General features: G+C 49.0%; 22 protein-coding genes and 1 tRNA gene. 8 read left to right on the top strand and 15 right to left on the bottom strand.

The features are described 5' to 3' along the window. Window positions 1–18: 18 nt before the first annotated feature. From MRJ96_05460 to MRJ96_05480, 5 genes are all read left to right on the top strand, one after another. Window positions 19–303, top strand: a complete 285-nt coding sequence (locus MRJ96_05460) for a hypothetical protein (GenBank protein MDR4500881.1) — start codon at window positions 19–21, stop codon at window positions 301–303. Next, window positions 287–592, top strand: a complete 306-nt coding sequence (locus tag MRJ96_05465; GenBank protein MDR4500882.1) for a type II toxin-antitoxin system RelE/ParE family toxin — start codon at window positions 287–289, stop codon at window positions 590–592. The genes MRJ96_05460 and MRJ96_05465 overlap by 17 nt, the downstream gene beginning before the upstream one ends. A gap of 86 nt (window positions 593–678) precedes the next feature. Next, on the top strand, window positions 679–894 hold the full coding sequence (locus MRJ96_05470; GenBank protein MDR4500883.1) for a recombinase family protein: 216 nt from the start codon (window positions 679–681) through the stop codon (window positions 892–894). A 380-nt stretch (window positions 895–1,274) separates the two neighbouring features. Next, window positions 1,275–1,640, top strand: a complete 366-nt coding sequence (locus MRJ96_05475) for a type II toxin-antitoxin system RelE/ParE family toxin (GenBank protein MDR4500884.1) — start codon at window positions 1,275–1,277, stop codon at window positions 1,638–1,640. Beyond that, window positions 1,637–1,969, top strand: a complete 333-nt coding sequence (locus MRJ96_05480) for a helix-turn-helix domain-containing protein (GenBank protein ID MDR4500885.1) — start codon at window positions 1,637–1,639, stop codon at window positions 1,967–1,969. Before MRJ96_05475 ends, MRJ96_05480 begins: the two co-directional genes overlap by 4 nt. Window positions 1,970–2,087: 118 nt before the next feature. Here the strand turns inward: MRJ96_05480 and MRJ96_05485 are convergent. The 3 genes from MRJ96_05485 to MRJ96_05495 all read right to left on the bottom strand — a co-directional run bounded on the left by MRJ96_05485 (window position 2,088) and on the right by MRJ96_05495 (window position 3,385). Further along, window positions 2,088–2,163, bottom strand: a tRNA-Arg gene (locus tag MRJ96_05485). Window positions 2,164–2,290: 127 nt separating this feature from the next. Next, the gene (locus MRJ96_05490) at window positions 2,291–2,929 is read right to left on the bottom strand and encodes a DUF1353 domain-containing protein (GenBank protein MDR4500886.1); all 639 of its coding nucleotides are present in this window, start codon (window positions 2,927–2,929) and stop codon (window positions 2,291–2,293) included. A gap of 144 nt (window positions 2,930–3,073) precedes the next feature. Continuing rightward, window positions 3,074–3,385 carry a hypothetical protein gene (locus tag MRJ96_05495; GenBank protein ID MDR4500887.1) on the bottom strand — a complete coding sequence of 104 codons (312 nt, stop codon included), beginning with the start codon at window positions 3,383–3,385 and terminating at the stop codon, window positions 3,074–3,076. A gap of 38 nt (window positions 3,386–3,423) precedes the next feature. On the opposite strand from MRJ96_05495, the gene MRJ96_05500 reads away from it, so the two are divergent. The 3 genes from MRJ96_05500 to MRJ96_05510 all read left to right on the top strand — a co-directional run bounded on the left by MRJ96_05500 (window position 3,424) and on the right by MRJ96_05510 (window position 5,886). After that, window positions 3,424–4,167, top strand: a complete 744-nt coding sequence (locus MRJ96_05500) for a PEP-CTERM sorting domain-containing protein (protein MDR4500888.1) — start codon at window positions 3,424–3,426, stop codon at window positions 4,165–4,167. A 65-nt stretch (window positions 4,168–4,232) separates the two neighbouring features. After that, the gene (locus MRJ96_05505) at window positions 4,233–4,925 is read left to right on the top strand and encodes a YIP1 family protein (GenBank protein MDR4500889.1); all 693 of its coding nucleotides are present in this window, start codon (window positions 4,233–4,235) and stop codon (window positions 4,923–4,925) included. A gap of 130 nt (window positions 4,926–5,055) precedes the next feature. Then, a complete protein-coding gene (locus tag MRJ96_05510; protein ID MDR4500890.1) occupies window positions 5,056–5,886 on the top strand; it encodes a hypothetical protein in 831 nt (276 codons plus the stop codon). A gap of 52 nt (window positions 5,887–5,938) precedes the next feature. On the opposite strand, the gene MRJ96_05515 is transcribed toward MRJ96_05510, so the two are convergent. The 12 genes from MRJ96_05515 to MRJ96_05570 all read right to left on the bottom strand — a co-directional run bounded on the left by MRJ96_05515 (window position 5,939) and on the right by MRJ96_05570 (window position 16,678). Beyond that, window positions 5,939–6,379, bottom strand: coding sequence for a hypothetical protein (locus MRJ96_05515; GenBank protein MDR4500891.1), 441 nt, complete (start codon window positions 6,377–6,379; stop codon window positions 5,939–5,941). Window positions 6,380–6,424: 45 nt separating this feature from the next. After that, window positions 6,425–7,390, bottom strand: a complete 966-nt coding sequence (locus tag MRJ96_05520) for an RluA family pseudouridine synthase (protein MDR4500892.1) — start codon at window positions 7,388–7,390, stop codon at window positions 6,425–6,427. Between the two features lie 25 nt (window positions 7,391–7,415). Beyond that, window positions 7,416–7,871: a F0F1 ATP synthase subunit epsilon gene (locus tag MRJ96_05525; protein MDR4500893.1), complete on the bottom strand. Its 456-nt coding sequence runs from the start codon at window positions 7,869–7,871 to the stop codon at window positions 7,416–7,418. Beyond that, on the bottom strand, window positions 7,871–9,328 hold the full coding sequence (gene atpD / locus MRJ96_05530) for a F0F1 ATP synthase subunit beta (GenBank protein ID MDR4500894.1): 1,458 nt from the start codon (window positions 9,326–9,328) through the stop codon (window positions 7,871–7,873). Before atpD ends, MRJ96_05525 begins: the two co-directional genes overlap by 1 nt. Before the next feature lie 65 nt (window positions 9,329–9,393). After that, window positions 9,394–10,266, bottom strand: coding sequence for an ATP synthase F1 subunit gamma (gene atpG, locus MRJ96_05535; GenBank protein ID MDR4500895.1), 873 nt, complete (start codon window positions 10,264–10,266; stop codon window positions 9,394–9,396). Between the two features lie 78 nt (window positions 10,267–10,344). Continuing rightward, window positions 10,345–11,862: a F0F1 ATP synthase subunit alpha gene (gene atpA / locus MRJ96_05540; GenBank protein MDR4500896.1), complete on the bottom strand. Its 1,518-nt coding sequence runs from the start codon at window positions 11,860–11,862 to the stop codon at window positions 10,345–10,347. Window positions 11,863–11,865: 3 nt separating this feature from the next. Then, window positions 11,866–12,405 carry an ATP synthase F1 subunit delta gene (gene atpH / locus MRJ96_05545; GenBank protein ID MDR4500897.1) on the bottom strand — a complete coding sequence of 180 codons (540 nt, stop codon included), beginning with the start codon at window positions 12,403–12,405 and terminating at the stop codon, window positions 11,866–11,868. Between the two features lie 321 nt (window positions 12,406–12,726). Further along, window positions 12,727–13,872 carry a tRNA 2-thiouridine(34) synthase MnmA gene (mnmA, locus tag MRJ96_05550; protein MDR4500898.1) on the bottom strand — a complete coding sequence of 382 codons (1,146 nt, stop codon included), beginning with the start codon at window positions 13,870–13,872 and terminating at the stop codon, window positions 12,727–12,729. Between the two features lie 33 nt (window positions 13,873–13,905). Then, complete coding sequence (locus MRJ96_05555) at window positions 13,906–14,355, bottom strand: polymer-forming cytoskeletal protein (GenBank protein ID MDR4500899.1); 450 nt, start codon at window positions 14,353–14,355, stop codon at window positions 13,906–13,908. A gap of 84 nt (window positions 14,356–14,439) precedes the next feature. Next, a complete protein-coding gene (locus MRJ96_05560; GenBank protein MDR4500900.1) occupies window positions 14,440–14,928 on the bottom strand; it encodes a polymer-forming cytoskeletal protein in 489 nt (162 codons plus the stop codon). Window positions 14,929–15,080: 152 nt separating this feature from the next. After that, window positions 15,081–15,929 (bottom strand): ParB/RepB/Spo0J family partition protein, encoded by an 849-nt coding sequence (locus MRJ96_05565; GenBank protein MDR4500901.1) that lies wholly within the window; start codon window positions 15,927–15,929, stop codon window positions 15,081–15,083. Continuing rightward, window positions 15,929–16,678: an AAA family ATPase gene (locus MRJ96_05570; GenBank protein ID MDR4500902.1), complete on the bottom strand. Its 750-nt coding sequence runs from the start codon at window positions 16,676–16,678 to the stop codon at window positions 15,929–15,931. Before MRJ96_05570 ends, MRJ96_05565 begins: the two co-directional genes overlap by 1 nt. Window positions 16,679–17,192 lie beyond the last annotated feature (514 nt).

A 17,192-nucleotide genomic window follows, 5' to 3' on the forward strand; every position in this document is an offset into this window, starting at 1 on the left:
CCTATGGAAGGTGTTGCTATGAATATCAGATTTCCTGACGTAGATGAACACTACATCAAAGCCAAGGTCGAGGCTGGTTTTTACATGAACGAAACCGAGTTGGTTCGCGATGCCGTCCGGCACATGCGCGAGGAAGACGAACGCAAAAACCAGTTTCTCTCTGCAATTAAGGTTGGGCAAGACCAAGTAGCTAGCGGACAGCACCGGGAACTCACACCTGACGTGTTAAACGAACTTCGGCAAACTGCCATACGAAAAATTCAGGAAGGACACAAGCCGAAGTCTGATGTCCTCCCCGAATAAATACACGCTATCCCTCACTCAAGAAGCAGAAAGCGATTTTGTCGATATTTTGGTTTACACCGCCCAGGAATGGGGCGAAGAAAAACTGCATGAATACGAAACCTCCCTCTCCCATGCCTTGGATGTAGTCAAAGACAATCCCTTCCTTGGGTATCGCCATACCCTGCTATCTGAAGACCATCGCTGCTTTAACGTCAGAAAACATGTCCTGGTCTATCAAATCATGAATTCCCATATTTATGTGCTGAGGATACTGCATCAACGGATGAATCTCCCCGATCATCTGTAAAACGTATTACGGATTATATTCCTATTTTTACGTTTGTATGTTTCCCAGTTTCCTTGTAGGGTAGCGCTATGATGGAACAGACGAACATGAAAACACGAAACCCAAAAGCTGTCATTGACCGCCATGTGTCAGGCTCCGCTCAAGTCAAGAGGGGTGACGGACTCGGATCGCAAGAAACCCGCTGCCGGGAGTATGCCCAACACAAAGGCTATAACGTGCTTGAAGTCTTTAACGATGAGGGCACGTCCGGTGGCATGATTGACCGACAAGCTGAGAAATACTCCACCGCCTCACGGACATAGACAATCCGATTGTCGTGAAAAAAGACGCACAGGAAATTACGTGGCTGGAAAAACAAAAATTTCTGCTGCGCGAAAAAATCGAAAAGTGCGGGCGTCCATTGCAGCCCTTCGAGGATTGTTTTCGAACCGCTAGAAATGAAGAATTATCGTTTCCGTTCCGATGCTTACAAGATTTTACGAGTGGGAAGCATGAAGTGGCGCGCCCAGAAGGAGTAAGTTCGAACTTGTTATTCCAAACTCTTGAAGAATGGAATCGGATTCTTCAGGGCACTTCACTCCTATCTTGCCTAACTCCTGGTCAATAATTCCAGCATATTGAGTGTTTTTTCCTTGCGCATATTACAATATTGTAATATCCTGTACAGAGAAGGAGATTCTGCTTGGCCCAGCATGACACGATCCGGCCTGTTGTTTGGGTGGGAGATAGCAAAAAGCAACTCAAGAAAATGCCGGAAGACGTGCAAAGACAAATGGGCGGTGAATTATATTTTGCCCAGAAGGGAGATATGCCGCCACACGGCAAACACTTTAAAGGCGTTGCTAGTGGAGTCTTTGAAATTAAAGATGACTTTGAGACGAACACGTACCGGTTGGTCTATGCCGTCCAAATCGGAAAGCGACTCTATGTTCTGCATGCGTTTCAGAAAAAGAGTACCAAAGGTATTGCGACCTCCAAGAAAGACCTGGATTTGATCGCACGTCGGTATAAGGAAGCAGTCGCAATGGAAAAGGAGCACCAGCCATGAAGAAAAAAAGCAAAATTAAATTTGAAGAAAGCTCCGGCAATGTCTTCGCTGATTTAGGATTAAAAGATGCTGATAGTCTGCTGATGCGAGCAGAACTGGGATACCAAATCCTCAAAATCCTAAAAGGCCGGAACCTGAAAAAACAAAAAGACGTGCAAGAGGCCTTGGAAATTGGACAAGCCGAAGTTTCACTCCTGATGAATGCGCGGTTTCATCGGTTTTCTGAAGCGCGGCTCATGAGTTTTTTGAATAAACTTGATCAGAAAGTCACGGTCAAGGTGAGTCCTCGGCGCAGAGGTGAAAAACCACAAGAGGTAGTCTTTGCTTAACAGAAATGATTACGTCTATTCAAAAGTTTTTGAGATGTTTTCTTGGAAGAAAAGTATGATTGGAAACCTTGCCCGCAAATGGAAATTTTCTCTTTTAATTTCATATAGTTAAATGGCTTGGCGCGCCCGGAGGGAGTCGAACCCCCAACCCCTGGATCCGAAGTCCAGTGCTCTATCCATTGAGCTACGGGCGCAGTGGGGCTTCTTTATACATTCCCCAAGCGGACCCGTCAACTAAGGCGATTCGAACGTGGTATCTTCATCTCACCTCTTGGAAGAGTAAGCAATCTCTCGAAAAACGAATCATCGCCTTTTGACGCACTAGAGCATATTGAATTTTTCCAGAGCGGAGGCGCACGCGGCTTTCACCTTTGAATTCGGGAGTCGGGGAGTAGACAGCCCTCCATGTTCGGCTGCTCGTGATTGTAACGAGACTAAAGATACGGTCGGCTCGATTTGGCTATCAAGAAGACTTCGTGCGTATGATTCGGTGAAAAAGCGCGTCTCTCCTCGTGTACGGGCTTTCCTATTGTTCTCCCATGCCCCCTGCGCAAAGGGTGTTCGTATCCCGTCATAGATTCGATTCGCCGTGAACTCTCCTAGACCAATTTCGAGCATGGCCAGGTACATCACGGCATCGGCTTCGTCTTTCGTACATGACTGTTCCCAGTAGAGGTAGTCATGAACGATCGCGGGGGCCATCGTCCCTTCGTGTGGAGCCTCCCACCACCAGAGGAGGCTCGGAATACTGGCTAAATCCGTGACAAACCCGACTGGAATGACGATTTCGTGTTGTCCATCATCCGGTGTGTAGCGTAAGGGGTGCGCCACCATGAACACGGGAGGATCGGGCACGAGTTGAGTGATCGTTGGCCGGCTTATGAGATAATTCGGGATGAATAATGCCGCAGCCAGTCCGATTATGATACACACCAATACCGTTAGGAATAGCGTTCGCATTGAGGTGCCGACGTAACAGCTCTGTTTCGTGAAGATGATCCGAAGTTTCGCAAAAGAGAATATCTCATTTTATATAGCAATCAAGGAAGTTGCTTGTCTTCTAAATGCGCTTGCTATAACCGTCCTAGCAAGCTCAGGGATCACCTACCCGAGAAAGACCAGATACAGAATTGTTGACGATTCCATTTGCTCCGGACTGCCATTCAACCTCGCACCCTTTCGGATGCAGCAGTGTTGAAGATTGCATACAATGTCTTCTTTGTCTTCTTTGTCTTCTTTGTCTTCTTTGTCTTCTTTGTCTTCTTTGTCTTCTTTGTCTTCTTTGTCTTCTTTGTCTTCTTTGTCTTCTTTGTCTTCTTTGTCTTCTTTGTCTTCTTTCTCAAATTTGACAAATAACCAAAAATCAATACCATTCCTCTCAAGAATTCCAATAAGATTGGAATAGATTTCGTACACCCCTCGTTGTTTTGCTTAATTATGGAGGATGAGCTCTAATGTTACGTTCATCTAATCGTCTTAATTTTCTTTTCTTTTTACTGATGACTCCCGTTTACTGCCTCCCATCTCTCGTATGGGCTATTCCGATCGACCAAAAAGTGACCATTCAGCCTATCCAGGTGTGTGATAATTATTTTATCTCATGTGCTCCGGTTGGGCTTTTGGAGGCAGAGACAGATAAAATCTGGTCACAGGCCGGTATTGACGTAGACTTTCTAAGTCCTACGCAATTTAATCGCGCGGACTTCTTGGTTCTCAACAATATCGATGAGGTCATTGATCTCTTTAGGAGTCCTGGACACGGAAACCATCCCGATAATCAAGTTCTTAATATGTGGTTTGTCAATGATATTCTGGGGGCTTACGGGTTCGGAGAACTGGGTGGGAACGGCATGGCCATCAGGAGTGACGTATTCACATTAAATATGGGTGCTGGTGGAAGTTTTGGGACTATTGCACATGAAATCGGACATAATCTTGGACTGACTCATGCATCAGGATTAGACGATTCATTGAATTTGATGACGTCCTATGTGCGACCTACGAACATTAATGACATCTTTCCGGATGGCATTATGGCCGCACAATTAAATCTCGATCAAATCAACACCGCCAGACATAGCAGATTCTCTGTTGATATCATGCCCCAGCCCATCCCTGAACCCTCGACCATACTATTGTTCGGAACAGCATTAACGGGACTCGGATTCTGGAGATGGAACAAGGGAAGACCTCATTAACCCAGCCATTTGCTTGATACAAAGGTGCGTCATCTTTTTTCGAGAACGGAGGTCAAGCAGCTCCTATGTCCGAAGCCAGCCCAAAAGACAATCAACCACTCGCGACGGCCATCCTTGAAGATGTCGTCACGCTCCTCACGAATCCGGTGTCATTCTATCGTCGCATGCCCAAGACCGGCGGCTATGGCGACCCGATCCTTTTTCTTATGGTCATTGCCGTCATTACGGCAGTGATGATGGCAATCTTTTCGCTGTTTGGATTGGGGACGGTGGGCGAGGCGATGGCCGTCGGATTTGGCGGCATCATATTCCTACCCATGATGACCTTGGTCTTGAGCTTTATCGGGGCCGGTCTTTTGTTCATCGTCTGGAAATTCATCGGATCGAAAGAATCCTTTGAAGTGGCCTATCGCTGCGTCGCGTATGCGTCCGCGCTTTTTCCCATTTCGGCCATCGCCGGCATGATTCCGTATCTTGGCTCGATTGTCGGGATTGTCTGGTGGACGTATCTCATGATTGTGGCCAGCATTGAAGTCCACCATCTTCCGCCCCAAACGGCCTATGTCGTGCTGGGCATCATTGGGTTCTTTTTTGTCGTGACGAATCTCAGCAGCGAGATTGCGGCAAGACGATTGGCTACTGAATTCGAACAGTATGGGGGAAGTGTCAAGCAGCTCGAAGAGCTGTCTCCCGAGGAAGCCGGTGAAGCCGTCGGAAAATTTTTAAAGGGCCTTGAAAAATCCAGACAGGAACCATAGCAAGGGCTCTTGGCTTCGTATTCTGGCCGAGGTCCGACCCCTCATCGAGGTAAAGACAAGGCATTGATTTTTCAACACCCCTACAGAATTTCTAATGGACCGTGGTTTTTTCAATCCTTACTGAGGTGACATGATGATCGGACGAATTGAAAGCTTCGACCAATTGCTGGCTGAAGGGTTTACTGAACTCCGGCTCCGGTTAAAAGAGAAGGTGAGGAGCGGCAAGCTCTCACGCGAACAGTCGACAGATGTTTTGGCCCTGGTGCAGGACCTGAATTTTCCAGCGCTGATCATGTTTTTAGCAAAAGGAAGCGATTCGCGAGCGAGCGGCAAGGCGATGAAATCCTCCACATTCGACATCCATGACTCGAAAGCGATTCGCGCAGCGTTAAAAAGAATTCCCCTACCGAAAGGCCTAACACCCTCCGACGTCCAACAGGCTATCGACCTGTTGCAGACAGGACAGTTTCGAGGCGATGTGGCGGATGCCACCGCTGCCGTCCTTCATCTGATCCCTGATCTACCCGTTTCAGTCATTCAGGACATTCGGTCTCTTCCCCGGCTGCCGATACGACTGGTCATTGCCCTTAAACGGGACTTCGTCACCGTCCCAAGCCGCATTCGCCTAGTCTCGAAAGATCTTCTGGATAACGGCAAGCTCGATCGCCAACCGGTCATCTTGCACAACACGATCAAAGCGATTTTTCAACAAGCCGTGCCCTTTCAGGTCGCCCAAACCGTCCACACTCTCCTGGGGAATCAAACGGTACGCTTAGCGATTATTCTCTACGCCAGATCAGAAGGTATTGAAATCAGTCAAAAAGAACTCGACGCCGTCCAGGCAGCCCTTGACCCCAACGATCCCGACTTGGGAGCTCTCGTCGTTCCAGCCTATGAACGATTCAGTAAAGAGATTGGCGCCGACAAAGCGATGGCGTTCCTGGAACGTTTGGTGGCGTAAAAGACGACACGTCGATGAGCCATGGTATCCGTGAGTTCATGCCTGAATCAGGTCAGTAGGTCGTTGGGGGAGGGAGATCGACTTCGGGCTTGTTGGCTTCAGGGAACAGCTTGTGAAGCCGATGGTACAGATCTCGAATACGGTCTTGTTCAGCCTTGTTGAATTGAACCTTCTCGTCCTTGTGGAGTTGGACAAGCTGTTCGACGGCCTGCTGTAACGGAGGGACGGCATCGAACACCTTTCCAGCTTCAAAGGCTTCCAGGGAATTCAGAAAGAGCGGACTCAGAGCCTTGTACGTGATGCCGGCTCGGTCACGAAACCGATACACCGTCTCTTCATACGATTCCACGTCTTCTTCTTGTGGTCGAATCCCCCCCGGAATTGACATGAATGACTGCGCGGGAACTTTCGCCGAAAACGTGGTTAATGCGGCAATCAGTTCGCCTAACGTCTCAATCACCTGCGAGGGTTCTATTTCGCTGGGTCTAGCCATACGTGTCAACACCTTAGCCCTAAGCCTATCATGAGGAATGGCAGCTCAAACGGAAGCCGTCACTTGCTGCAACGCTGTGGTCACCCCAACTATATCCTCGGGTAAGGGGGCTTTCAAGAGGACTTCTTGTTCGGTAACCGGGTGAATAAAGCCCAAAACTTTCGCATGCAGCATCACACGGGGAACGATGACACCGCCAACCTCCATCACTTTTTTCCCACCATACGTGATATCGCCCAAAATCGGGCAGTGCAGCGCGCTGAGATGAACCCGCAATTGATGCGTACGACCAGTGCCTGGGATCAATTCCAGATGACTCGCAAGTTTCCCGAAACGTTCGAGGACTCTGTACTGTGTGAGCGATTCTTTGGGACGCGTGGTCCTCGCTGAAAATTTTTTCCGGTCTTTCGTATCGCGACCGATCGCTAATTCGATCCGGCCTTCCGTCGTTTTTGGTTTTCCCCAGACCACGGCTTCATACACCCGTGTAATGCTGTGTCGTTTGAATTGAGCAGAAAGTACTCGATGTGCATGATCATCCTTTGCCACAACCAGCACCCCTGTCGTGTCCTTATCCAATCGATGGACCAGACCTGGCCGTTCTCTTCCTCCAATCGTCGATAGACCGGCTTCACTCGTTTTCAAATGATATAACAGCGCATTGACGAGCGTGCCACTCCAATGGCCAGGTGCAGGATGAACGACGAGTCCAGCTTGTTTATTGACCGCCAATAATGATTCATCCTCATACAGCACCTGGATAGGGATGGCCTCCGGCTCAATCTCCAGAGGCTCGGGACGAGGAACAATTAGAAGGATTCGATCACCGGGCTTGATCTTATGGCTGGGTTTCACGGGTTGACCCTCAACCGTGATGTGACCACCAAGGATCAAACGTTGGAGAGCCGTCCTGGAAAAATTGGGATCCCGGTTCGCGAGGAAATGATCAAGCCGTTTTGTTGATTCACCAGGCGTGACGAGAATTTCGGTCCGCGTTTCAACGAACGCCATGGCAAGCGCCACGCATGCGAGAGGATTAGTGAGAGGAAAAAGAGCTGCGCTGTTTCAGACGGCCAGCGATTTTTTGACGGAGCCGAGCTTTTTCGAGACTGATCTGCGCTTCTTTGACTTCCGAGGGCAGTCCACCGCGTTCAAGACGTTCTTCCGCTTTCTTTACGGCTTCTTCAGCCCGCTCCACATCGATATCTTCGGCCTTTTCAGCAACTTCGGCCAGGATCGTGACTTTCTTAGGGGTGACTTCAGCAAAACCCCATAAGACAGACATGAATTCCGTCTTCTCACCGGTACGATAGTGTAATTCACCAACCCGCAGCGTCGTCAAAAAATGACAATGACCTGGAAGGACACCAAAATCACCCTCACTCCCCGGGGCCGAAACATAATCGACTTCCTGGCTGAGCAGACGATGATCGGGAGTGACGACTTCAAGAAGAATCTTGCCCGGTGTCACAGCGTGAGCAGACGTAGTCATTACACTTTATATCCCAATTTTTCCGCCTTCTCGATGGCTTCTTCAATCGGGCCGACCATATAAAAGGCTTGTTCCGGCAGGTGGTCGTATTTTCCATCGACGATTTCTTTAAAGCTGCGAACGGTATCGGCTAATTTCACGTATTTTCCAGGAGAGCCCGTAAAGGCTTCGGCGACATGGAATGGTTGCGATAAAAATCGTTGTAACTTACGAGCACGGGCCACCGTTTGTTTGTCATCTTCGGATAATTCGTCCATCCCCAGGATGGCAATGATGTCCTGCAAATCTTTGTATTTCTGCAAGGTCCCTTGAACGCGCTGCACGACCCCGTAATGTTCCTCGCCTAAAATCATGGGATCCAAAATCCGGGACGTGGAATCCAAAGGATCCACGGCGGGATAAATGCCCAGCTCCGCCAAGCTACGCGAAAGCACGGTTGTCGCATCTAAGTGAGCGAAGGCCGTGGCTGGCGCGGGATCGGTCAAGTCGTCGGCAGGCACGTACACAGCTTGAACAGAAGTGATGGACCCACTTTTCGTCGACGTAATACGTTCTTGCAAGGTTCCCATTTCGGTTCCCAGCGTCGGCTGATAGCCCACCGCTGAAGGCATGCGTCCGAGCAGAGCCGAAACTTCTGATCCTGCCTGAGTGAACCGGAAAATATTGTCGACGAACAACAACACGTCTTGGTTTTCTTCATCACGGAAATATTCGGCAATCGTCAGACCGGTCAATCCTACACGAAGTCGCGCACCGGGTGGCTCATTCATCTGTCCGTACACGAGCGCTGCTTTGGACTTCGAAAAGTCCTTGGGATCGATAACTTTCGAGTCTTGCATTTCATGCCAGAGGTCGTTGCCTTCACGGGTTCGTTCACCTACACCGGCAAAGACTGAAAAACCACCATGGTGGAGTGCGATATTGTTGATCAGCTCCATGATGATGACGGTTTTTCCGACGCCTGCACCACCAAAGAGTCCAACTTTTCCACCTTTGGCATAGGGTTCCAACAAGTCAACGACTTTAATGCCGGTTTCCAAGACTTCCGTTTTGGTTTCCTGGTCTTCTAAGGCTGGAGCTGAACGATGGATCGACCAATGTTTCTTCGCTGAAACCGGTCCAAACCCATCGACGGGATCACCCAATACATTCATGATCCGGCCTAATGTTTCCTTACCCACAGGGACGGAAATCGGTGCACCGGTATCCACGACATCAAGCCCTCTCACCAACCCGTCAGTTGAAGACATGGAAATCGCGCGAACCCGATTCTCTCCAAGATGCTGGGCTACTTCCAGAGTCAGCTTGCCGCCAGATTCACCTGCCTGTTCCCCCGCTACTTGAGCAATCGTCAAGGCATTAAAAATATTCGGGAGCTTCCCCGGGGGAAACTCAATGTCAACCACTGGCCCGATGACTTGCACGATTTTTCCGTTTTCCGTAGCGGTACCCACCATAGACTCCTTGGTTTGGAAGAGATTGAGGAACGGTGGCAATGCACGGTTCCTGAATAACCCTTAATTTATTTAATAGCCTCAGCGCCTCCGACGATATCCATCAGTTCTTTGGTAATGGCTGCCTGACGAGTCTTGTTATAAAACAAGGTGACTTTCTTAATCAGTTCGCCAGCATTGCGCGTGGCACCATCCATCGCCGTCATCCGTGCAGCCTGTTCGGCAGCGGCTGACTCGAGCAATGCCCGGTACGTCTGAACCTCAAAATGTTTCGGCAACAAGGTCTCCAGCAACTCTCCCTCATCGGGCTCATAGAGATAACCGCCGATGGTTTGTGTATCATCTCCCCGTGCGTCATCAAGGGATTCGATGGGCAAGAATTTTTCGACAATCACTTCTTGCTGCATTGCGGATTTAAACTCATTGTAGACGACATAGAGTTGATCAAATGTGCCGGCATAGTATTGAGAGACGACGTTTTGACCGATGTCCAAGGCATGTTCAAAGCTCAGGCGGTCAAACACGCCGCCCCATTCTTGCCGAATAGGCCAGTCACGTCGTTTAAAAAATTCGATGGACTTCCTGCCAATGAGGCTCACCGACACTTGCATGCCCTGCCGGCGTTGCTCTTCTAAAAAATCAACCGCCCGGCGAAGAATGTTCGTATTAAAGGCTCCGCACAAACCACGGTCGCTGGTCACGACCAATAGCTCAACCGTACGGCCATCACGCCGGCTTAAGAGGGGATGAGAGGCCCGGTTTACGCGTTGGCTTAAATTACCCATCACCTCACGTAATTGATGGGCATAGGGCCGAGACGTCAGAATGCGCTCTTGCGCACGCTTCAATTTCGCGGCCGCCACCATTTTCATGGCTTTGGTGATTTTTTGAGTGTTTTTGACGGAAGTAATCTTCCGACGCAGGCTTTGTAAACTAGGCATCGCTCGTTAAAAATGGCTTTCAGCGTCGTTGTCGTCGCTGACCTTTTTCATTCCATATGAGGTACGGTTTTTCTTTTCCTATGCCTTGCCGAACCCTTTGGCTTTTTTAAATTCTCCGATAATCTGTTTCAACTGCCCGCCAAATTCATCATCGATTTTCTTCTTGGACGTGATTTCATCTCGGACTTGCGAATGTTTTTCTTTCACATACTCCAAGAGGCCTTTTTCAAATTCTTTAATTTTATTGACCGGCACATCGTCAAGGAATCCGCTGACCCCGGCATAAATCGACAACACTTGATCAGCCACGGGCAATGGTTTGTATTGATCTTGCTTGAGCAATTCCACCATCCGCTCTCCTCGAGCCAACTGAGCCTGCGTCGCTTTATCTAAATCGCTTCCAAACTGGGCAAACGCGGCCATCTCCCGGTATTGGGCCAAATCAAGCCTCAACGTTCCAGCAACTTGTTTCATCGTTTTAATCTGCGCGGATCCTCCCACACGTGAGACCGAAAGCCCGACGTTAATCGCCGGTCGTATACCGGAATAAAACAGGTCGGCCGCTAGGAATATTTGCCCATCCGTGATGGAAATCACATTGGTGGGTATGTAAGCCGAAACGTCACCGGCCTGCGTTTCAATGATAGGCAGGGCCGTCAAACTACCCGAACCTTTTGCCTCGCTCATCTTTGCTGCACGTTCCAGGAGCCGAGAATGCAAGAAAAACACATCACCGGGGTAGGCTTCACGGCCTGGAGGCCGTCGAAGCAGGAGGGAAAGCTGACGATACGCCGTGGCATGTTTGGACAAATCATCATAGACAATGAGTGCATGTTTCCCATTGTCACGGAAATACTCCGCCATGGTCACGCCGGCATACGGCGCAAAAAATTGTAATGATGCCGAGTCACTGGCGGTCGCTGAAATGACCGTGGTGTACTCCATCGCGCCGTAATCTTCAAGAGTTTTCACCACTCGGGCAACCGTCGAACGTTTCTGACCAATGGCAACATAGAAACAATAAACGTCCAATCCCTTCTGGTTAATAATCGTATCGACCGCGATGGCGGTTTTCCCGGTCTGGCGGTCTCCGATAATCAGCTCTCGCTGGCCACGACCAACTGGAATCATGGCATCAATAGCCTTTAACCCAGTCTGCAATGGTTCGCTGACCGATTGCCGATCTACGACCCCAGGGGCTTTAATTTCAATGAGCCGAGACTCTGTGGAATTGATAGATCCTTTTCCATCGATGGGCATCCCAATCGCGTCAACAACACGACCTACCAGGGCTTCACCCACGGGAACTTCAGCAATTCGACCGGTGCGTTTGACCGGATCTCCTTCACGAATGCCTACATCTTCTCCAAGCAACACCGCGCCAACGCTATCTTCTTCTAGATTAAGGGCAACTCCATAGAGACCGCCGGGAAATTCTAACAACTCTCCCGACATGGCCCCTTCGAGTCCATACACCCTGGCGATGTTGTCACCTACTTGGATGACATACCCCATTTCTTGAACGTCGACCCGCTGATCGAAGCCTTTAATTTTTTCTTGAATGATCGAACTAATCTCTTCTGCCTTAATCTGCATAATTTACCCCTTTGCCAGGCGGGTCCTCATATTGTCTAATTTACCTCGTATTGTATTGTCAAAGACGAGACTCCCAATCCGAATTTGGAGACCTGCGATCAACGTTGGCACGGTCTCAACTTCGAGTTTCACGGCTCTGTTGAGTTTTTGACTCAATTCGGTCTCGAGTTGTTGTTGCTCGGCATGCGTCAGGTCTTTGGCCGAAGCCACCCAGATATGCTGCACCCCTTTCTTTTCATCAGCTAAGTTGCTAAAGGCTTCGGCAATCTCAGGAAGGATAACTCCTCGGTTCTTCTTCAAAAGTTGCGTGAAAAACTGTTTCATGACCGGTGGAGCACCGGTTCGGTCACACAACTCTTTAAGAATCGCGTTTTTTTCTTCAAAGGTAAACACAGGAGATGCGATGGCATGCTTGAAGGACTGCGAGGACTCCAGCGCGCGCGCGATGGCATTCAAACTGTCACGCACGACCGGGACATGTTGCTCTTCCAGCAAGTTGAAGAGGGCACTGGCATACCGACGCGCAACGGAACTCTTGTTCACAACTTAACTTAACACTCCTAACTAGATGCTCAGTGGATTACTGCGAAATTAATGTTGATCGTGAAAGTGTCTATGACATCAGCTCGTTCATTTTAGCCAAGCACAGGCGCTCCCAGTTGGCGTCTCTCACCCCTTCCGAACATGTCAATCACCGACATTTCACGCTGATACAGCGCGTATCATGCACGACACGTATCAGAAGTGTATGGGAGCGGCTATTTTTGAGGAGAGCTCAAACGGGGAAAATTAGCATGGAGGGATGAGGGTGTCAACTCAAATGTAGAGTTTGACCATTGTTTCTCTGAAGAAACAGGAGTTCTATTATGAAGTAGTAAGCAGCGGGGAGGAGTGGTCAGTTGGAACCGCAGACAACTCTTTCTCACGCTGAATAATTCCTCCACCCAGAACCAACCCGTTGGCATCATATAACACGACCGATTGCCCGGGACTCAAGGATCGTTGAGGATTCGAGAACGTAAGCTTGATCGTGTCTTCTTGCTCCCAAGCGACAGTTGCCTGAACGGCAGGGGATGCGTAGCGACATTTTGCGAGAACAGGCGCTCCCTCTATAATTTCTTGCTTCCTAAAGATATTCAACTCCGCAATACGACAGGTCCACGTGTTCAAATCCTCAGCCGATCCCAATACGACCGTATTGTGTTCAGGGATGACATGGTGGACGTACAAACGCTCGCCAGTCGCCAGGCCCAAGCCTTTTCGTTGGCCAGACGTATAGAACGCGATCCCTTCGTGCTCGCCAAGGGGACTGCCTTGCATATCGACAAACGTCCCTGGCTTCATCGATTCCGGAACGCGTTGTTTCAGGAAATCTTTATAATTTCCTTGCGTCACAAAGCAAATTTCCTGACTTTCCTTCAATTCCTCCGTGGGAAGCCCCATCTGCTCTGCACGGGCCCAGACTTCAGATTTTTCTAAGTCGCCAAGAGGAAACAGTATTTGAGGAAGCCAAGCAGAGGACACGCGATACAAAAAGTATGACTGGTCCTTCTTTCGATCCTCAGCCATCCCCAGCTGAAACTCGCCGTCTGGGCTTTGTACAATCTTGGCGTAATGCCCAGTCGCGACGAAATCCGCCCCCATGCTCTTGGCATGTGCATACAAAGAACCAAATTTGACCCGTTCATTGCATCGAATACATGGGTTCGGAGTATTACCACTTAGGTATGATTGCGTAAAATCGTGAATGACGCCTTGTTGAAAAATTTCCCTTGTGTCTATTAATTCATGTGAAATATCAAGCAGTTGAGCCACATGTTTCGCGATGCCTACCTTACAGCAACCTCGCTCCTCCCATCGCTTCGTTTTTCTGGTTTCTTCATCCTCTTCTTCCCAAACCTGTAACGTGACACCCCTCACATCGTATCCTTGCTCCACGAGCAAGGAGGCGGCGACCGAACTATCGACGCCACCACTCATTCCAAGTACAACAATTGGACGATTAGTCACGGAGTTTAACGAGGTTGGAAAAACAAATGAGGATTATGAATCGTGGGCAACTTGAAGGCTTTTGGAACCATGGTTTCCGTTTTCTTGATGATCAGCCTCAACATCGAAGACCTGGGCCGGCGCCGCGCCCATATCGCACATGCCATGAAAGTATACACCATCCTCCATGGAAAATCCCGGACTATGAACATCTCCGATGAGCACGGCGGGTTTGAGGAGTTGAACCTTGTTCGTTGCCGTGATGTTCCCTTCCACTCGGCCACCACTCACGATGGTTCCTCCGATGATCGTCCCCTTAATCACCGCATGCTCCCCGATGATTAACGTGTCATCGGTCGTAATTTCACCCTCAAAATGGCCGTCAACGCGAACTGTGCCCTCGAATTGCGCTTTGCCTTTGAAGTCCACCCCTTTCCCAAGAAAAGTATAATGGTCGTCCTCAAAGATGGTCTCTTTTTTCGGTTTTCCTTTCTCGCCCCACATTGCTATGCCTCCTCTAAACGCCGACTCAAAGGGCCATAACTCCCTCGGAACAATGAACGCTCATATAGTATCATCGGCAAAGCATTAGGATACTTTGAGGGTCTCTTCCGATTTTCCGACGAAAGAGGAATCTTTGGTCTTACTCTCTCCTGGTTTGGGCATGACACATGTCCCATTAAAAAGGACGCCTTCATCCATTGAAATCGAGGGTGTTTTAACTGATCCCTCAAATACCGCAGGAGACATGAGCTTCACTCGCTCCTTAGCCACGATGTCACCGGTAATCCGCCCCTGGCAGGCAATCGTCCCGGCTTCGATTTTCGCTGAAATGATGGCCTTTTCACCGACGATAAGGATCCCATCCGTAAATATTTCACCCTCAAGACGGCCGTCAACTCGTACGGACCCCTTGTAACGAATAGTTCCCTTAAATGTGACGCCCTCTCCTACAAAGGCAATGACATCACCGGCAGCTTTGTCGAGATCGAATGGTTTGGCATTTCCCATTGGCGTGGCCCCCTCCGTAAAGCCTGAAGATTGATCATTTTCAGCGTTGTTATTTCTTCCAAACATAAAACCCCCTTACTGTTTTGGACATCGGTCAGGATGACCAATGATCCAGAGTTCCCATGTGAGGGTCATCAGCATAATGTGTCGTCCTTGCACCTTACACCTGACAATCCGTGACTCAACGTGTTGGTGAAACTGGATTTATCCAGCAAATTTCATTCCAATATCGAACCAACGATTCTTTCAAGCTCCTCCTCTGAAAAGAAGTGAATAATAAGCTTTCCTCCCTTCCGGCTTTTGGCAATATGCACCTTGGAACCGAGTCGACGCCTGACCTGTTCTTCCACATGAAAAAACTCATTGGACTTTCTCATGACTGTACGAGGGATATTGTTGTTTTTCGCCTTGTTTACAATGATTTCTGCCGCGCGAACTGACAGGCTATCGCGAATAATTTGCCGAGCGATAGAAACCTGCTTTTCGGCCTGTTTGAGGCCTAATAACACCTTGGCGTGACCCAAAGAAATTTGACGATGTTCGATGAAATCTTGGATTTCCCTTGGGAGAGACAACAGGCGAATTAAATTCGCGACAGTCGATCGATCTTTCCCCACTGCCGTAGAGACCTGCTCCTGGATAAGACCAAAGTCATCGATGAGCTGCGTATAGGCACGAGCCTCTTCCATGGGGTTGAGGTTTTGCCGTTGCACATTCTCAACAAGCGCCAGAGCCAATGACTTTTCATCGTTCGAGAGACGAACCAATGCAGGGATCGCCGCAAGGCCAGCAATTTTTGCCGCCCTTAACCGCCTTTCACCGGCGATGAGTTCAAACGCACCATCACCGGTTCGCCTGACAATGACGGGTTGAAGAACCCCATGTTCTTTTACGGACGCGGCGAGGTCTGATATTTCAGACTCATCGAACGTTTTTCTCGGCTGGTATCTATTGGGAATGATTTGATCAACAGAAAGGTATTTGACCTCTTCTCCCACGCTCCAATTCACAGACTTTTTTTCCGGCAGGAGCGCCTGCAATCCCTTCCCAAGTGCTTTCTTTTCCATTAGGCAATGATCTCCTCGGCAAGATCTAGATATGCGCGTGAGCCAGAAGAAGCGGCATTGTACAGTAAGACCGGCTTTCCATAACTTGGGCATTCCGCCAGAGAAACATTCCTGGGTATGACGGTCTTGTACACTTTGCCTTCGAAGTATTCCCGAATTTCTTTTTCTACTTGACGGGATAGATTAATACGCGAGTCATGCATCGTCAATACTATTCCCTCGAGCTCCAATCGAGGATTGATAGACTCTTTTATTCGATCAACATTCCCGAGCAATCTCCCAAGACCCTCCATGGCATAATATTCACATTGAACAGGGATCAGCACTGATGATGCCGCGACCAAGGCATTGATGGTCAGGAGGCCAAGCGCAGGAGGGCAGTCAATGATGACCCATTCATAGTCCCTTCGAATTTTCCCTAAGATAGTCTTCAAGACTTCTTCTCTTCCGGGTACATGTGAGAGTTCCACCTCTGCCCCGACAAGATCAGAACTAGCCGGAATCATGTCCAATCCTGAGATCATCGTCTCTATAACCGCACCGTCGATGAAATCCCTTGCCATCAAACAATCATAAATCGTGCACTTTGGCGCCTGAATTCCCATTCCACTCGTTGCGTTGGCTTGGGGATCAAGGTCGATGAATAGGACCGACCGCCGTGTATGCGCGATAGAAGCACAGACATTAATGGCAGTGGTTGTTTTGCCTACACCACCCTTTTGATTCGCGACAGCGATAATTTTTTTCAAGTACAGACTCCCGTATTACCGCAAATGTTCCACGTGGAACTTGAACACGTGTAATGGAAATGTCAATTGCTAAGAAATTCTGAACAAAAAATCCCAGTACATTCGGTAGAAGCCTTCTCATCTACCGTGGTCAAGAACACTTGATGAATCCTGAATCATGGACATGGCTTACAATTTACATCTGTAGCCAGTGGCCGCAACACAGAGAGGACTCTTTCCCCGTAGCCTTTCGGCAACTGATAAACAATTTCCCGATCCAATAGCATATGAAAATGTGAGATCCCTGTTCCTATAGATCGGGACCTGTATATACACACACGACTTTCCGGATGCAAGAGAGAGAGTACCGTCGGGAAGAGGTTTTCCGGCTTTACAGCCTTGAATGTCACAACGTCATATGAAGTTGGCCGTGATGGCATACGTACGTAATCCTGAATCGTTTGTGGTTTAACACATACATCATCCAACGAAAGCGCTCCGATTATATGATGGAGAAATGCCACCTTTTTGAGCT

Source organism: Nitrospirales bacterium (genome assembly GCA_031315865.1).
Lineage (GTDB): Bacteria > Nitrospirota > Nitrospiria > Nitrospirales > UBA8639 > JAGQKC01.

Bases quoted from the DNA above. Each gene is read 5' to 3' on its own strand.
- MRJ96_05460 (MDR4500881.1), top strand. From the start codon at position 19: ATGAATATCAGATTTCCTGACGTAGATGAACACTACATCAAAGCCAAG.
- MRJ96_05500 (MDR4500888.1), top strand. From the start codon at position 3,424: ATGTTACGTTCATCTAATCGTCTTAATTTTCTTTTCTTTTTACTGATG.
- MRJ96_05565 (MDR4500901.1), bottom strand. From the start codon at position 15,929: ATGGAAAAGAAAGCACTTGGGAAGGGATTGCAGGCGCTCCTGCCGGAA.
- MRJ96_05510 (MDR4500890.1), top strand. From the start codon at position 5,056: ATGATGATCGGACGAATTGAAAGCTTCGACCAATTGCTGGCTGAAGGG.
- atpD (MDR4500894.1), bottom strand. From the start codon at position 9,328: ATGGTGGGTACCGCTACGGAAAACGGAAAAATCGTGCAAGTCATCGGG.
- atpG (MDR4500895.1), bottom strand. From the start codon at position 10,266: ATGCCTAGTTTACAAAGCCTGCGTCGGAAGATTACTTCCGTCAAAAAC.
- MRJ96_05490 (MDR4500886.1), bottom strand. From the start codon at position 2,929: ATGCGAACGCTATTCCTAACGGTATTGGTGTGTATCATAATCGGACTG.
- MRJ96_05525 (MDR4500893.1), bottom strand. From the start codon at position 7,871: ATGACTACGTCTGCTCACGCTGTGACACCGGGCAAGATTCTTCTTGAA.
- MRJ96_05560 (MDR4500900.1), bottom strand. From the start codon at position 14,928: ATGTTTGGAAGAAATAACAACGCTGAAAATGATCAATCTTCAGGCTTT.
- MRJ96_05480 (MDR4500885.1), top strand. From the start codon at position 1,637: ATGAAGAAAAAAAGCAAAATTAAATTTGAAGAAAGCTCCGGCAATGTC.
- MRJ96_05470 (MDR4500883.1), top strand. From the start codon at position 679: ATGAAAACACGAAACCCAAAAGCTGTCATTGACCGCCATGTGTCAGGC.
- atpA (MDR4500896.1), bottom strand. From the start codon at position 11,862: ATGCAGATTAAGGCAGAAGAGATTAGTTCGATCATTCAAGAAAAAATT.
- MRJ96_05555 (MDR4500899.1), bottom strand. From the start codon at position 14,355: ATGTGGGGCGAGAAAGGAAAACCGAAAAAAGAGACCATCTTTGAGGAC.
- MRJ96_05515 (MDR4500891.1), bottom strand. From the start codon at position 6,379: ATGGCTAGACCCAGCGAAATAGAACCCTCGCAGGTGATTGAGACGTTA.
- MRJ96_05520 (MDR4500892.1), bottom strand. From the start codon at position 7,390: ATGGCGTTCGTTGAAACGCGGACCGAAATTCTCGTCACGCCTGGTGAA.
- MRJ96_05505 (MDR4500889.1), top strand. From the start codon at position 4,233: ATGTCCGAAGCCAGCCCAAAAGACAATCAACCACTCGCGACGGCCATC.
- MRJ96_05465 (MDR4500882.1), top strand. From the start codon at position 287: ATGTCCTCCCCGAATAAATACACGCTATCCCTCACTCAAGAAGCAGAA.